At 71.2% G+C, this 15,924-nt stretch carries 13 protein-coding genes; 7 read left to right on the top strand and 6 right to left on the bottom strand.

Annotated features, from left to right (window positions below):
- The first annotated feature begins 48 nt into the window (after positions 1-48).
- Positions 49-843 (top strand): methyltransferase domain-containing protein, encoded by a 795-nt coding sequence (locus QFZ75_RS29060; RefSeq protein ID WP_307541558.1) that lies wholly within the window; start codon positions 49-51, stop codon positions 841-843.
- Positions 844-868: 25 nt separating this feature from the next.
- Here the strand turns inward: QFZ75_RS29060 and QFZ75_RS29065 are convergent, their stop codons facing one another.
- The 6 genes from QFZ75_RS29065 to QFZ75_RS29090 form a co-directional block, all read right to left on the bottom strand.
- A complete protein-coding gene (locus tag QFZ75_RS29065; protein WP_307544875.1) occupies positions 869-1,810 on the bottom strand; it encodes a carbohydrate kinase family protein in 942 nt (313 codons plus the stop codon).
- Positions 1,811-1,830: 20 nt separating this feature from the next.
- Entirely contained in the window at positions 1,831-2,736 is a 906-nt protein-coding gene (locus QFZ75_RS29070; protein ID WP_307541559.1) for a pseudouridine-5'-phosphate glycosidase, read from the bottom strand.
- Between the two features lie 98 nt (positions 2,737-2,834).
- A complete protein-coding gene (fdhA, locus tag QFZ75_RS29075; RefSeq protein WP_307541561.1) occupies positions 2,835-4,061 on the bottom strand; it encodes a formaldehyde dehydrogenase, glutathione-independent in 1,227 nt (408 codons plus the stop codon).
- A gap of 117 nt (positions 4,062-4,178) precedes the next feature.
- Complete coding sequence (locus QFZ75_RS29080; RefSeq protein ID WP_307544877.1) at positions 4,179-5,450, bottom strand: MFS transporter; 1,272 nt, start codon at positions 5,448-5,450, stop codon at positions 4,179-4,181.
- A 183-nt stretch (positions 5,451-5,633) separates the two neighbouring features.
- Entirely contained in the window at positions 5,634-6,188 is a 555-nt protein-coding gene (locus QFZ75_RS29085) for a methylated-DNA--[protein]-cysteine S-methyltransferase (RefSeq protein ID WP_307541563.1), read from the bottom strand.
- A gap of 98 nt (positions 6,189-6,286) precedes the next feature.
- Positions 6,287-7,159, bottom strand: coding sequence for a glycerophosphodiester phosphodiesterase family protein (locus tag QFZ75_RS29090; protein ID WP_307541564.1), 873 nt, complete (start codon positions 7,157-7,159; stop codon positions 6,287-6,289).
- Between the two features lie 277 nt (positions 7,160-7,436).
- Between QFZ75_RS29090 and QFZ75_RS29095 the strand changes: the two genes are divergently transcribed.
- From QFZ75_RS29095 to QFZ75_RS29120, 6 genes are all read left to right on the top strand, one after another.
- Positions 7,437-8,291 (top strand): MHYT domain-containing protein, encoded by an 855-nt coding sequence (locus QFZ75_RS29095; protein WP_307541565.1) that lies wholly within the window; start codon positions 7,437-7,439, stop codon positions 8,289-8,291.
- A gap of 40 nt (positions 8,292-8,331) precedes the next feature.
- The gene (uvrB, locus tag QFZ75_RS29100) at positions 8,332-10,467 is read left to right on the top strand and encodes an excinuclease ABC subunit UvrB (protein ID WP_307541567.1); all 2,136 of its coding nucleotides are present in this window, start codon (positions 8,332-8,334) and stop codon (positions 10,465-10,467) included.
- 143 nt (positions 10,468-10,610) lie between these two features.
- The gene (locus QFZ75_RS29105; protein ID WP_189770172.1) at positions 10,611-11,189 is read left to right on the top strand and encodes a TerD family protein; all 579 of its coding nucleotides are present in this window, start codon (positions 10,611-10,613) and stop codon (positions 11,187-11,189) included.
- 45 nt (positions 11,190-11,234) lie between these two features.
- A complete protein-coding gene (locus QFZ75_RS29110) occupies positions 11,235-13,274 on the top strand; it encodes a TerD family protein (RefSeq protein ID WP_307541569.1) in 2,040 nt (679 codons plus the stop codon).
- 376 nt (positions 13,275-13,650) lie between these two features.
- Positions 13,651-14,664, top strand: a complete 1,014-nt coding sequence (locus QFZ75_RS29115) for a TerC family protein (protein WP_307541571.1) — start codon at positions 13,651-13,653, stop codon at positions 14,662-14,664.
- 145 nt (positions 14,665-14,809) lie between these two features.
- A complete protein-coding gene (locus tag QFZ75_RS29120; protein ID WP_307541575.1) occupies positions 14,810-15,910 on the top strand; it encodes a calcium:proton antiporter in 1,101 nt (366 codons plus the stop codon).
- Positions 15,911-15,924 lie beyond the last annotated feature (14 nt).

The raw sequence follows: 15,924 nt of genomic DNA on the forward strand, positions 1-15,924 counted from the left end.
GGGAGCGTCATCCCGCACGAAAAAGCTGACAAATGGGATGATCAGTGCATGATGCGTACCGATGGACACCTCCTCGACCACCGCCGGTCCGAGGCGGGGCAGCGATTCGACGCCCTCGCCGCTCTCTTCGACCCCACGACGTTCCGGCACCTCGAACGGTTCGGCGTCGGATCCGGCTGGCGCTGCTGGGAGGCGGGAGCCGGTGGCATGTCCGTGGTGTCCTGGCTGGCCAGGAGGGTCGGGCCCACCGGCAGGGTGATCGCGACCGGCCCCGACCTCTCCTGGGCGCCGCCGGCCGTCCGCCCGCCGATCCAGCTGCGCGTCCACGACATGGGCGCCGACGAGCCGCCGGTGGAGGGCTTCGACCTCGTGCACGCCCGGTTCGTCCTCGCTGATGTGCCGGACCGGGAAAGGGCGTTGCGCACGATGATCAGGGCGCTGCGGCCCGGCGGACGGCTCCTGGTCGAGGACGCCGATCCCACCCTGCAGCCGCTGGCCTGCCCCGACGAGCACGGCCCCGAGCAACAGCTGGCCAACCGGGTGCGCCACGCGATGCGCGACGTACTCGCCGAACGGGGCGCCGAACTCGCGTACGGGCGGCGGCTTCCCCGGCTGCTCCGCGAGGCCGGACTGCGTCAGGTCGAGGCCGACGCGTACTTCCCCCTCACCTCGCCCGCCTGCGGGGCACTCGAGGCCGAGACGGTCGGGCAGGTCCGGGAACAGCTCGTCGCGCAGGGGCGCGTCACCGGCCAGGACATCGACCGCCACCTGGCGAACGTGGCCGCGGGCGGGACGGACCTGGCCACGGCGCCGATGATCTCGGCATGGGGGCGCAAGGCGTAGCCATGAAGTGGGGCGCAGGGTCGGGCTACGACTTCCTCCGCGGCCTCCCGCCCACCTGCTCCACCGCCCGTGCTCCGGCCCGGCACCCCTCGACGGCCGCCTCCCGCGGTCGGCCGCCCGCGAGCAACGCGGCCAGGAAGGCGCCGGTGAAGGCATCGCCGGCGCCGGTGGTGTCGACGGGGACCGCCGGTTCGGCCGGAACGCCGGCTCGTACCGTTCCCGACCGGGCGACGAGAGCTCCGGCACCACCCTGCTTGACCACCACCAGCGGAATGCGGCGGCTCAGCTCGGCCGCCGCGTCCGCCGTGTCGGGAAGGCCTGTCAGCAGACGGGCCTCGTCCCGGCTCGGGAGCAGGACGTCGATCCCTTCGGTGAGCGAGAGGAACCGGTCCACGCCCAGGCGGGAGAGGAACCCCGTCGACGCGGGATCCACGCTCACCGGTACGCCACGCGCGCGTGCCGACTCCAGCGCCACCGCCACCAGGGCCCGGCACGGCTCGGAGAAGAACAGATAGCCCGACAGGTGCAGCCAGGCGACTCCGTCGAGCAGGCCGGGGGACCAGTCGTCGGCGTCCAGGCGCAGGGACGCGCCACTGTCGGTGAGGAAGGTGCGTTCCGCCGCGGCGTCCGTGTCCACCAGGCAGATCACCGTCCCCGTAGGTGCCCGTGGGTCGACGACCAGGAGGGGGCGCACTCCGGAGGCCACCAGTTCCCGCTCGTGCCAGGCGGCCGAGTCCGCGCCCACCCGGCCGAGGAACCGCACCTCCGGTCCGCCGCGACGCGCGGCCCAGCAGGCGACGTTGGCGCCCGCACCGCCCGGTACGGTCCGCACGGCGGCGGCCGTGTCGGTGCCCGGAGCGAGCGGCCCGCGGTGCCGGGCGACGACATCCGTGATGACGTCCCCGACGACAAGAAGAGCGCCGCCGGGGGCGCCCGCCCCCGGTGGGCTCGCTCCTGCCGCGCCCACCGCTGTCGCGTCTGCTTCCGTCACCTCCTGGCCCAGGCCGCCGCGATGCGCCCCGCCAGCCGTACGTTTCCGCGCACCGCCGCGAGATTCGCCTCCAGTGACGCCCCGTCGGTGTGGCGCACCAGGTGGTCGAGCAGGAACGGGGTGACCGCCTGGCCGCTCACGCCCTGCGCCTCGCACGCGTGCAGCGCGTCGGCGAGCACGCGCGCGTGCAGCGCGGGGTCCAGCTGCTGCGCCTCGGGTACGGGATGGGCGACGATCAGCGCCGAATCGGGTCCGTCCAGGGCGTCCTGGGCGCGCATGACGGCGGCGACCTCGTCCGGCGACTCCAGTGTCCAGTCCACCGGGTGGCCGGAGTCCGACAGGTAGAAGCCGGGGAAGCGCGTCGTGCCGTACCCGGCCACCGCCACACCCAGCGTCTCCAGGCGCTGCAGGGTCGCCGGCACGTCCAGGATCGACTTCACCCCCGCGCACACCACCGTGATGCGGGTGCGCGCGAGGAGCCCCAGGTCGGCGGACTCGTCCTGCGTCACGGTCCACTGGCGGTGTACGCCTCCGAGCCCGCCCGTCGCGAACACCCGTACTCCGGCCTGCGCGGCCAGCAGCGCCGTCGCGGACACCGTGGTCGCCCCGCTGGCCCCGGCGGCGACCGCCAACGGCAGATCGCGGTGTCCCAGTTTGCGGATGTCGTCCTCGTTGGCGACCCGTTCCACCTGCTCCTTGTCGAGTCCCACGCGGGGCAGCCCGTCGAGCACGGCGATCGTCGCGGGGACGGCGCCCTCCAGGCGCACGGCGTCCTCCAGCTCCAGCGCCACCCGGAGGTTACGCGGACGCGGCAGCCCGTGCGCGATGATCGTGGACTCCAGTGCCACCACGGGCCGTCCCGTGGCGAGCGCCTCGCGAACCTCTTCGGACACCACCAGCACGCGCGTGCCTCCTGTCTGTCGGTTCTCCTCTCATCCCTGGCGGGCGGCGCGCCCGGTCAAACCCCCACGGGCCCGCCGCGTCGGCCTTCCGGCGGCTCTCAGACGGGCCGTACCCCGGTGAGCGATCCGTGCGGGTCGAGCACGTACTTGCGGCTGGCACCCTGGTCGAACTCGGCGTAGCCGCGCGGCGCGTCCTCCAGGCCGATCACCGTCGCGTTGACGGCCTTGGCGATGTGCACCCGTTCGTGCAGGATCGCCTTCATCAGCCCCCGGTGGTACCGCATCACCGGACACTGGCCCGTCGTGAAGCGGTGGCTCTTCGCCCACCCCAGACCGAGCCGCACCTTGAGCGTCCCGGTCCGCGCGTCCTGGTCCACCCCGCCGGGGTCGTCCGTGACGTACAGGCCCGGAATGCCCAGCGAGCCGCCCGCGCGCGTGAGGCCCATCAGCGAGTTGAGGACCGTGGCGGGCGCCTCCGGGGCGTCGGCGCCGTGGGCCCGCGCCTCGAAACCGACCGCGTCGACCGCCACGTCCACCTCCGGCTCGCCCAGGATCTGGTCGATCTGCTCGCCCAGGTCGCCCCGGCTGACGTCGACCGTCTCGCAGCCGAAACTCCGGGCCTGCGCGAGCCGTTCGGCATTGAGGTCGCCGACGATGACGACGGCGGCTCCGAGCAGCTGCGCCGACGCCGCGGCGGCGAGTCCCACCGGCCCCGCGCCGGCCACGTACACCGTCGAGCCGACCCCGGCGCCCGCGGTCACCGCGCCGTGGAAACCGGTCGGGAAGATGTCCGACAGCATGGTCAGGTCGAGCAGCTTCTCGCGGGCCTGGTCCCGGTCCGGGAACCGCAGCAGGTTGAAGTCCGCGTACGGGATCATGGCGTACTCCGCCTGACCGCCGACCCAGCCGCCCATGTCGACATAGCCGTACGCCGCTCCGGGGCGGACCGGATTGACGTTCAGGCAGATGCCGGTCTTGCGCTCCTTGCAGTTGCGGCACCGTCCGCAGGCGATGTTGAAGGGCACCGAGACGATGTCCCCGACCTCGACGAACTCGACGTCCGGGCCCCGCTCGACGACCTCTCCGGTGATTTCGTGTCCGAGGACGAGTCCCTCGGGCGCGGTGGTGCGGCCGCGCACCATGTGCTGGTCGCTGCCGCAGATGTTGCTGGCGAGTACTTTCAGGATGACTCCGTGCCCGCACGTGCGGCCGACGTTCGCGGCGGCCACCCCCGGCCCGTCCTGCAGTTCGAGCGTCGGGTGGTCGATGGTCCTGACCTCCACCGCGCCCGGTTTGAGATACGCGACTGCCCTGTTCCCGCTCATACGTGATCGCCGTCCCTTCGGCCCCCGTGCCCTCGGATGCCCATGGCTGTACGCGGGGCGGAGTCTGCTACCGCCGCACCGTTCCGGCCAGCCTTCGCGCGGGTCCCGGTGGGCGGATCAGGGACCGGAGTTCCTGCTCCGGGTGAGCAGGGCCAGTGCGCCGAGCGGCAGCAGCAGACAGGCCGCGACGAGGTTCAGCCGGCCGTAACCCGCCTGCGCCATGACGAGGCCCGCAGCGGCCCCGCCGAGCGCCGCCGCGGTGTTCATGGTCAGGTCGGACAGCCCCTGCGCCGCGGCGCGCGCGGGCTGCGGGACGGAGTCGGTCAGCAGGGCGGAGCCGGAGACGAGCCCCGCCGACCAGCCGAGGCCCAGCAGGAAGAGGCCGGCGGCGGTCTGTCCGTGACCGGCCCCGGCGGTACCCGCGAGGAGTGCGGCGCAGGCCAGCAGCGCCACGGCCAGACCGATCACCGACAGCCGCCCGAACCGGTCGGACAACCACCCCATGACGGGCGAGAACGCGTACATCCCGGCGATGTGGATGCTGATGACCAGCCCGATCAGATCGATGTCCGCCCCGTGGTGACCGAGGTCCAGCGGCGTCATCGACATGACCGACACCATCGCCGTGTGCGACACGGTGACCGTCACGAGGGCCAGCCGCGCCCGCGGGGACGCCCGGACGGCGGCCGCCCCCGCCCTGACGGAGCGCGCCGCGGGGGACTGCTCCTCGGCCGGCGCCAGGGCGCGGGCGGTGAGCAGCGGGTCGGGCCGCAGCAGCACCGCGACCAGCAGCGCCGATATGAGAAAAACCCCGGCCGCCCACAGGAAGGGTCCGGCCGTCGGCGGTATGCCGATCCCGGAGACGCTGCGGCCCGCGGGCGCGGCGATGTTGGGGCCGATGACCGCACCGATCGTCGTGGCCCACACGACGTTCGAGATGGCCCGGGCCCGCCGCCCGGGTTCCGCGAGGTCGGCGGCCGCGAACCGCGCCTGCAGGTTCGCCGACGAGGCCGCGCCGAAGCCCGCCATGCCGACCAGCAGCAGCGGGAAGCTGCCCACGGCCGCCCCGGCCACGACGGTGCCCGCGCCCGACGCTCCGACCAGGTAGGCCAGGACGAGCCCCGGCCGGCGGCCGCGTGCGGTCATCAGCGCGGCCAGCGGCACCGAGAGCACGGCCGTCCCCGTGACGGTCGCGGTGGGTGCGAGCCCGGCGAGCGACTCGGTACCGGCGACCTCCTGCGCCAGGACCACGGCGAGCGCGAGGCCCGTGGCCACACCGAGCCCGCCGAGGATCTGACTGGCGATGAGCACGGCGGACGTACGGCGTCGCAGCGCGGACAGCCGGGCGGCGTCGAAGGCCACGCCGCCCGGCCGCTCGACGGCGGTCACCGCGGACACGCCCGGAAAAGCGGACACGCCCGAAAGAGGGGGCCGGCGGCGAAGGCGTCGTCCGGGCCCGCGAACTGCACCGGGTCGGACGCGTGCACATGAGTGAAGCCGGACGTGGTCATCGGCGCAGTCTCCCCCCTGGCCCCGGGCCGTGACACCCTCCGTACGGGAGGAGGTCGGCCGTCAGAACAGCGGTTCCGGCAGGACGCCCTCCAGCGCCAGCAGTTTCCGCTTGGTCTCCACACCGCCCCCGAACCCGCCGATGCCGCCGTCGCGCTCCACGACCCGGTGGCAGGGCACGACGACCGGCAGTGGATTGGCACCCATGGCCATGCCCACCGCCTGGGCCGCTCCCGGCTGCCCGACCCGCCGTGCCAGGTCGCCGTAACCCACCACCGCCCCGTACGGAACGCCGGAGGCCAGCTCGCGCAGCACCTGGCGGTTGAAGCCGGAGATCAGGGACCAGTCCAGCGGCAGCTCGAAGTCATGGCGCTCGCCCGCGAAGTACGCCGCGACCTGCCGTATCGCCTCGGCGAGCAGCGGGGACCGCGGGGCCTCGACGGGCTCGGTGCCGAACCGGGATCCGAGCCGCTCGATCGCCCTGTCGCGCACCGCGTCCGTGGCGTGGAAGACGACGCTGACCAGGCCCTCGCCGGTCGCCGCCAGCAGCAGCGGGCCGATGCCGCTGTCGACGACGGCCCACTCCACCCGCTGCCCGTTCTGCCCGTGGCTGTTCATGCGCTCCACGGTACGGCGCACCACTGACAACGCCGGTGCCGTGGACGCCTGCGGGCGTCCACGGCACCGGCGGCCGGGCCCGACGGCCGGAGTGTCGTTCAGCCCGTACGCAGGGCCTCGCGCACCACGTCCGGCTTGTTCGTGATGACGCCGTCCACACCGAAGCGCGCGACGCGCCGCGTGTCCGCCGCGGTGTCGACGGTCCAGGTGAGGATCTCCAAGGGCTTGCCGTGCGGTCCTTCGAGGGCGTGGATCGCCGCGACGTACCCGAGGGAGATCGTGGTGTGCGAGGAGTTGATCTGGTCGGCGAACCGCGCGTAGGCGGGCAGCTGCGCGACCGACGGGGTGCCCAGGAAGCCCGTCCTGACGTCGGGCCGCAGCTTGTGCACGGTACGGATGCTGTTCGCGTCGAAGCTCTGGACCACCAGCCTGCCGCGCACGTGGGCCGGGCCCAGCCAGCCCTCGTTGCTGAGCAGCTTGAGGGTCTCCCGCTCGATGCCCGGGTAGAGCGTGGGGTTCTTGATCTCCAGGACGAGCTTCTGGTGGTTGTGCGAGACCCGGTTCATGTACTGCTTGAGGGTCGGTACGCGCGCCCCCTTGTAGCGCGCGCTGAACCAGCTGCCCGCGTCCAGGCGCGCGATCTCCGCGGCGGTGAAGTCCTTCACCTTCCAGGGGGCCCGCCCGGGGAAGACCTGCTCCACGTCGGTCGTACGGGCCAGGCTGTCGTCGTGGATCACGACGAGCTTGCCGTCCCTGGTGCGCTGGACGTCGTTCTCCACCCAGCGGAACCCGAGGCGGGCCGCCCTGTCGATGGCGGCGAGCGTGTTCTCGGGGGCCTGGGCCGAGGCTCCGCGGTGAGCCACGACCTGAGGCCGGTCGGTGCTCGAGTCCGCGTGGGCGGTGGAGAGGGGGAGAGCGACAGCGGCTCCCAGGAGTGCGGTGGTCGTGGCGGCGGCAGCGCGCGCGTGCATGCGTACTCCTTGCGTCTGTGATCACGGACAGTCTTAGCGTGACAGCAGACGGTCAACTTCTGGGGGGTACGCGATGGCCATAAATTGAATGGACTTGCCCAAGTCCGATCACACGTGCTGCACAACTGGGGCAGCGTCGTAATTCTTTGCCGGAAAATCGTTCGAGCGTTCCGGTGCGAGTCATACTCTCTGCGACAACCCTGGTCACCGCGGCGCTGCCGGGACGGGGCGCTTCACAGAATTTCCGGGATGTAACAGGGCGGAAGGGCAACCGCGCATGCAGGGCACGGTCGACGGATTCAGCTACGGACTCGTCACGCCGCTCGTGGCGTACCTGATGGCGTGCCTCGGCGGAGCACTCGGACTGCGCTGCACCACGAGGTCGATGCTCGTCACCCGTTCCTGGCGCCCCGGCTGGCTCGCCCTCGGCTCGGCGGCGATCGGCTCCGGCATCTGGACCATGCACTTCATAGCGATGATGGGGTTCTCCGTCGAGGAGACCCCGATCCGCTACGACAGACCGCTGACCTTCGCGAGCCTCGGCGTCGCGATCGTCATGGTCGGCATCGGGATCTTCATCGTCGGCTACCGGGGGGCCTCCGGAACGGCCCTGTTCACCGGGGGCACCATCACCGGTCTCGGGATCGCCTCGATGCACTACCTCGGCATGGCCGGAATGCGGCTCGACGGGAAGCTCGAGTACAACACCTTCACCGTCGCCGCCTCGGTCGTCATAGCCGTCGCAGCCGCGATCGCGGCCCTGTGGGCGGCGGGACAGGTCCGCGGGTTCCTGTGGAGCGTGGGCGCGAGCCTCGTCATGGGCCTCGCCGTCAGCGGCATGCACTACACGGGGATGGCCGCCCTCAGCGTCCACCTGCACGGCGCCGGCGCCGTGCCCTCCGGGGACTCACCCGCGACCCTGCTCGCGCCGCTGATGATCGGTCCGCTGGCCTTCCTGCTGCTGGCCGGTGTCGTCGTGATGTTCGACCCGCTGATGGTCATGGGCAAGCCCGACCGGAGCCGCGCCGAACGGAAGCCCGGCATCCCGGCCCACCCGGTCCGGCACACCGGCCGGGGACACGTGCCCGGCCCCCGCCACCACGAGAGCTCCCGCACCCCGCAGAACCGGTGACGAGGGCCCGTTGTCAGTGCGGGGTCGTACGGTTGAGTCCATGCGGCCCGTATCCAAGATCGAACGCACGGTGGCGCCTTTCGAGGTCGTCAGTCCCTACCAGCCCAGCGGCGACCAGCCCGCTGCCATCGCCGACCTCGAGCGACGCATCCTCGCAGGTGAGAAGGATGTCGTCCTCCTGGGTGCGACCGGCACCGGCAAGTCCGCGACCACCGCGTGGATGATCGAGAAGCTTCAGCGCCCCACCCTCGTGATGGCGCCGAACAAGACGCTGGCCGCCCAGCTGGCGAACGAGTTCCGCGAGCTGCTGCCGAACAACGCGGTCGAGTACTTCGTCTCGTACTACGACTACTACCAGCCCGAGGCCTACGTCCCGCAGTCGGACACCTACATCGAGAAGGACTCCTCGGTCAACGAGGAGGTCGAGCGGCTGCGCCACTCCGCGACCAACTCGCTGCTCACCCGCCGCGACGTCGTCGTGGTCGCCTCGGTCTCCTGCATCTACGGCCTGGGCACGCCGCAGGAGTACGTGGACCGCATGGTCAACCTCAAGGTCGGCGACGAGATCGACCGCGACGACCTGCTCCGCCGCTTCGTCGACATCCAGTACACGCGCAACGACGTGGCCTTCACCCGCGGCACCTTCCGCGTCCGCGGCGACACCATCGAGATCTTCCCGGTCTACGAGGAGCTGGCCGTCCGCATCGAGATGTTCGGTGACGAGATCGAGGCCCTCTCCACGCTGCACCCGCTCACCGGCGAGATCATCAGCGACGACCAGCAGCAGTACGTCTTCCCGGCCACCCACTACGTCGCGGGTCCCGAGCGCCTGCAGCGTGCCGCCCACGCCATCGAGAAGGAGCTGGGCGAGCGCCTGACCGAGCTGGAGAAGCAGGGCAAGCTCCTGGAGGCGCAGCGCCTGCGCATGCGCACGACGTACGACCTGGAGATGCTCAACCAGATCGGCTCCTGCTCCGGCGTCGAGAACTACTCGATGCACTTCGACGGCCGCGAGCCCGGCTCCCCGCCGAACACGCTGCTCGACTACTTCCCCGACGACTTCCTGCTCGTCATCGACGAGTCGCACGTCACGGTGCCCCAGATCGGTGCCATGTACGAGGGCGACGCCTCCCGCAAGCGCACCCTCGTCGACCACGGCTTCCGGCTGCCCTCGGCCCTGGACAACCGTCCCCTGAAGTGGGAGGAGTTCCAGGAGCGCGTCGGCCAGGCCGTCTACCTGTCGGCGACACCGGGCAAGTACGAGCTCTCGCGCGGCAACGGCTTCGTCGAACAGATCATCCGCCCCACCGGCCTCATCGACCCCGAGGTCGTGGTCAAGCCCACCGAGGGGCAGATCGACGACCTGGTGCACGAGATCCGTCTGCGCACCGAGAAGGACGAGCGCGTCCTGGTCACCACGCTCACCAAGAAGATGGCCGAGGACCTCACCGACTACTTCCTCGAGATGGGCATCCAGGTCCGCTATCTGCACAGCGACGTCGACACCCTGCGCCGGGTCGAACTGCTGCGCGAGCTGCGCGCCGGTGAGTACGACGTCCTCGTCGGCATCAACCTCCTCAGGGAGGGCCTCGACCTGCCCGAGGTCTCCCTGGTGGCGATCCTCGACGCCGACAAGGAGGGCTTCCTGCGCTCCGGCACCTCGCTGATCCAGACCATCGGCCGCGCGGCACGCAACGTGTCGGGCCAGGTCCACATGTACGCCGACAAGATCACCCCGGCGATGGAGAAGGCCATCGACGAGACCAACCGCCGCCGGGAGAAGCAGGTCGCGTACAACACGGAGCGGGGCATCGACCCGCAGCCCCTCCGCAAGAAGATCAACGACATCGTGGCGCAGATCGCCCGCGAGGACGTCGACACGGAACAGCTGCTCGGCACGGGCTACCGCAACCTGAAGGACGGCAAGAGCGCCAAGGCGCCCGTGCCCGCCCTGTCGAAGGCGGACAAGGCAGCCGGGTCCGCCAAGGGCAGGGGCCGGGCGGCCGTGCCGACCGACCGCCCCTCGGCGGAGCTCGCGCAACAGATCGAGGAGATGACGGTCCGGATGCGCGCCGCCGCCGCGGACCTGCAGTTCGAGATCGCCGCACGGCTGCGCGACGAGGTCTCCGAGATGAAGAAGGAGCTGCGCCAGATGAAGGAGGCCGGTATCGCCTGACACCGGGCCACCGCGCTGTGTTGCAAGACCGACACAAAGTGTGCACCGGACTACGGCACTGTCAGTGGCCCTGCGTAGGGTTGCTGGTCAACCGCAGGATTCTGCGGCAACAGGGGACAGTCGGTCCGAGAGGGGAACAGCGCGTGACGGTCAACATGACCAAGGGTCAGGCCATCAGTCTGCAGAAGAACGACGGGGGCACGCTGACCGCGGTGCGCATGGGGCTCGGCTGGCAGGCGGCCCCGCGACGTGGCCTGTTCGGATCCCGTACGCGCGAGATCGACCTCGACGCGTCCGCCGTGCTGTTCGCGGACAAGCAGCCGGTCGACGTGGTGTTCTTCCGTCACCTCGTCAGCGACGACGGCTCCGTGCGGCACACCGGTGACAACCTCGTCGGCGGCGTGGGCCAGGGCGGCGACGACGAGGCGATCCTCGTCGACCTCGCGCGCATCCCGGTCCACATCGACCAGATCGTCTTCACCGTGAACTCGTTCACGGGCCAGACGTTCCAGGAGGTGCAGGACGCGTTCTGCCGCCTGGTCGACGAGACCAACGGCCAGGAGCTGGCCCGCTACACCCTGGCCGGCGGCGGACAGTACACCGCGCAGATCATGGCCAAGGTCCACCGTGCGGGCGCCGGCTGGCAGATGACCGCCATCGGTACGCCGGCCAACGGCCGTACCTTCCAGGACCTGATGCCGGCGATCCTGCCGCACCTGTAGAGAACACGGCGCCCGGCGCACGCACACACAGGGGGAACGAAGGCGATGACGGCTGAGCTGGTCCGGGGACAGAACCATCCCCTCTCCCAGGCGCGACTCGAGATCCGGGTGTCGGCCGGCAAGCCGGTCGTGGCCGGGGCCACGCTCAGCGACGAGCAGGGCAAGGTGCGGGGCGTCGAGTGGGTGGCCCATCCGGGCTCGCCCACTCTGCCCGGCATGGAGGTGTCCAAGCAGGCGGCCGCCGACCACCGGCTCGCGTGCGACCTGGACGCCCTGCCGGAGACCGTGCACCGGGTCAGTGTGCTGCTCGCCCTGCCCTCCGGAGTGGGCGGTCCGGTCCGGTTCGGCGCCGTCGCCGCCCCCTTCGTCGCGGTCACCGGCCTCGACGGCTCCGAGGTCGCCAGTTACACGGTCACGGGCCTGGACGCCGAGTCGGCCGTCGTCGCACTCGAGCTCTACCGCAGACAGGGTGCCTGGAAGGTACGTGCCGTGGGCCAGGGATACGCGGGCGGCCTCGCCGAACTCTTCGCCGACCAGGGCCTGTCCCAGGCCCACCAGCTCGCGGGCGGCATCAACGAGGCGGTCGCCCAGGGCCTGGCGCGCTCGGTGGCCGCACCGCCGCCGCGCACGGCCGACGGCGACCGCACACGGCACGCCACGACGCCCGTGCTGGGACAGGACCAGGGCGGAGCCACGTCCCAGGGCACGCCAGGACAGGTGACGCCGCAGCACGGACACCCCGGCGGTCAGGGAGCCACGACGTCCGGTGCCGGGACCGGGGGAGCACAGTCCGGCTACCCCGCGGCGTCCGCGCCGGCGGACCCGTCGGCCGTCACACAGCCCGGCGCGCCCGCGGCAGGCGGCCCCGTCAACTACAGCCACCCGGGCCGGCAGGCCGCCGCGCCGCCCACGCCCCCGCCCACCGTGCCTCCCGCCCAGCCCGGCCGGCCCGCTCAGCCGGTGGCGGGCGACGCGACCGGCTGGTCCATGGAGGAGCGTCTGTACAACCAGGTGTGGGGGATGTTCGAGGACCTGGCCCGCACCACCGCCGCGTACCGCAGCGCGGTCGACTTCGCCGAGTCGCGGATGGAGCAGGAACTCGACAAGGTCCTGTCCGACCCGCGCAGCAGGATCGGCGGACAGGGCGACGCCGCCCGCGAGGCGGCCCGTGCCAAGCACGCCGAACTGGTCGACCGGGCCAGGCAGGTGCTGGACCGCGACCTCGCCCAGCTCATTGCCGAGAGCGAGGTCGTCGAACCCGCGCTGCCGCCCGCGTTCGCGCGCTGGGACAACCCCGCCTGGCACGGCTACCGGGTGCCGATGGAGATCCCCATGGCCCTGCGCCTGGGCGACCTGCACCTGCCCGAGAGCGCCGGCCTGAGCATCCCCATGCTGGTGCGGCTGCCACTGGAGCGCGGTCTGTGGATCGACAGCGGCCGCGCCGCGTCCTTCGAGGGCTCCATCGCCGATTCCGACGACTTGCGCCGCCTCGCCATGGACACGGCCGTGGCCCACGCGGCCCGGCTGCTCGCCGTCTACCCGGCGGACGAATACACCGTGCACGTCATCGACGCGGCCGGCTCGGCCGCATCGTCCCTCGCGCCGCTCGTGAGCACCGGAGTGCTCGCCGGTCCGCCGGCCGTGGGCGCCGCGGGGGTGAACGACGTACTGGCCCGGCTGACCCAGCGCGTCGACCTGGTCCAGATGGCCATTCGGGGCGGCGCTGCCGACTCGCTGCCGCCCGACCTCGACCCGGCCGAGCAACTGCTCATCGTCAACGACTTCCCGCACGGGTTCGACGACCGTGCCGTGACCCGGCTGCGCTATCTCGCGGACGAGGGCCCGGCCGTCGGGGTGCACCTCATGCTGGTCGCCGACCGGGAGGACGCCGCCGCGTACGGGCCGCTGCTCGACCCGCTGTGGCGGTCGCTGCTCCGGCTGACCCCGGTGCCCGACGACCACCTTGCCGACCCGTGGGTCGGACACACGTGGACCTACGACCCCTCGCGCGTTCCGCCCGGCAGTCAGGTGCTCCAGCACGTCCTCACCCAGGTCGCGGCCGCCCGCCGGTCCTGGAACCGCTGAGCGCCCTGGGACCACCGGGACCACCGGGCGCCTTGGAGCCCCTGGGCGCCGCCGAAGTCCGCCGAGCCCTCCCGTGACCACCTCCGCAAACGCTTCCCCAAGAGATGGTCAACTTCCCTGACCAGGCAACTTGGCTTTCCTTTTACCAATCTCTTTACCTTTCCTTGGTGATTGGGTACTGTGGTTGGTGCGGAGGGGAGTACTCCCTACCTACTGCGGCGTACCCGTCAATACGGATCCGGTCGGACGGCCGGATCCCGGGGCGTCGGCCCGAGTCCACCGGGCGCATCACGCGCCCCGGACGAACCCATCGGGTGGAAGAGACCTCCGGCAGCGACGACGCTGACATTTGCCGTTACGTACTGCCGGAGGCGCAGTGGATGTTTCCGTGACCCTTTGGGTCCTCACCATCGTGGGCCTGGCGGCCCTCATCGGGGTCGACTTCTTCATCGGCCGCAAGCCGCACGACGTATCGATCAAGGAAGCCGGGATCTGGACGGTCGTCTGGATCGTCCTGGCCGCGCTGTTCGGGCTCGGACTGCTCCTCTTCTCCGGAGGCCAGCCCGCCGGAGAGTTCTTCGCCGGCTTCATCACCGAGAAGTCGCTGAGCGTCGACAACCTCTTCGTCTTCGTCCTGATCATGGCGAAGTTCGCGGTACCCACGCAGTACCAGCAGCGCGTGCTGCTCATCGGCGTACTGATAGCCCTGGTCCTGCGCGCGATCTTTATCGCCGCCGGCGCCGCGATCCTCGCGAGCTTCGCCTGGGTCTTCTACATCTTCGGCGCGTTCCTCATCTACACCGCGTGGAAGCTGATCCAGGAAGCCCGCGCCGACGACGAGGACGAGGAGTTCGAGGAGAACCGCCTGCTCAAGGCGGTCGAGCGCCGCTTCGGTGTCGCCGACCGCTACCACGGCACCAAGCTGTGGATCCAGCAGAACGGCAAGCGGGTCATGACCCCGATGCTGGTCGTCATGCTGGCGATCGGCACCACCGACGTGCTCTTCGCGCTGGACTCGATCCCCGCGATCTTCGGTCTGACGCAGGACCCGTACATCGTCTTCACGGCCAACGCGTTCGCGCTGATGGGCCTGCGGCAGCTGTACTTCCTGATCGGCGGACTCCTCAGGAAGCTGGTCCACCTCAGCTACGGGCTGTCGGTCATCCTCGGATTCATCGGCGTCAAGCTCGTGCTGCACGCGCTGCACGAGTCCGGCGTCCATGTACCGGAGATATCCATCCCGGTCTCCCTCGGCGTGATCTGCGGTGTCCTGGTGATCACCACGATCACCAGCCTGATGGCCTCCAAGAAGCAGGCGGCCGAAGAGGCGGGGAAGACCGCAGACACCCGGAAGGACGAAGGCTCCGAGAAGGACAGCATCGACGTCTGACCGCGTCGGACGCGGGAACGACCGGGAGCGGCGCTCGGCCCATGGCCGGCCGCCGCTCCCGGTACCGGGCGGCGGCGCTGTACACGCGGCCACCGTGCTGCCCCGCCGGAGTGCGGAGCCCGCTCACGGCTGCGACGATCGCTGCATGATCGTTCGGCTTCGGACACTCGTGACGCAGTGGACGGCCGTCGTGCCCGTGATCGCGATCGTCCTGCTGGCCCTCACCTGGGGCCGTGAGCTGCCCGGCGTGGTCGTGGTCCTGGTGACGCTGGTCCTGGCCGGCGCCGTGCTGGCCGCGGTCCACCACGCGGAAGTGGTCGCCCACCGGGTCGGTGAGCCATTCGGCTCGCTGGTGCTCGCCGTCGCCGTCACGATCATCGAGGTGGCGCTGATCGTCACCCTCATGGCGGACGGTGGGGACAAGGGCGCAACCCTGGCCCGCGACACCGTCTTCGCGGCCGTGATGATCACCTGCAACGGCATCGTGGGACTGAGTCTGCTCGTCGCCTCCCTGCGGCACGGGCTGGCCGTCTTCAACGCCGAAGGCACCGGCGCGGCCCTCGCGACCGTGGCGACACTGGCGACGCTCAGCCTGGTGCTGCCGACCTTCACCACCAGCAAGCCGGGGCCCGAGTTCTCCACGACCCAGCTCACCTTCGCCGCCCTGTCCTCACTCGTCCTGTACGGCATGTTCGTGGCGACCCAGACCGTGCGGCACCGCGACTACTTCCTGCCGGTCACCCGGCAGGGCGCCGTGATCGACGCGGACGAGCACGCCGACATCCCCTCCTCCGGGACCACGGCGATCAGCCTGGGACTCCTCGGCCTGGCCCTCGTGGGCGTGGTCGGACTCGCCAAGGGCGTGTCGCCGACCATCGAGTCCGGAGTGGAGGCGGCCGGGATGCCGCACGCCGTGGTCGGTGTGGTCATCGCCCTGCTCGTCCTCCTCCCCGAGACGATCGCGGCCCTGCGCTCCGCCCGCCGCGACCGCGTGCAGACCAGTCTCAACCTGGCCCTGGGCTCGGCGATGGCGAGCATCGGGCTGACCATCCCGGCCGTGGCCGTCGCGTCCATCTGGCTCTCCGGCCCGCTCGTCCTCGGTCTGGGCTCCACCCACATGGTGCTGCTCGCCCTGACCGTGGTGGTCAGCTCCCTGACGGTGGTCCCCGGCCGGGCCACGCCCCTGCAGGGTGGCGTCCATCTGGTGCTGTTCGCGGCGTACCTGGAGCTGGCGATCAATCCGTGACCCGCCCGGAACCG

The organism is Streptomyces sp. V3I8, from assembly GCF_030817535.1.
Lineage (GTDB): Bacteria > Actinomycetota > Actinomycetes > Streptomycetales > Streptomycetaceae > Streptomyces.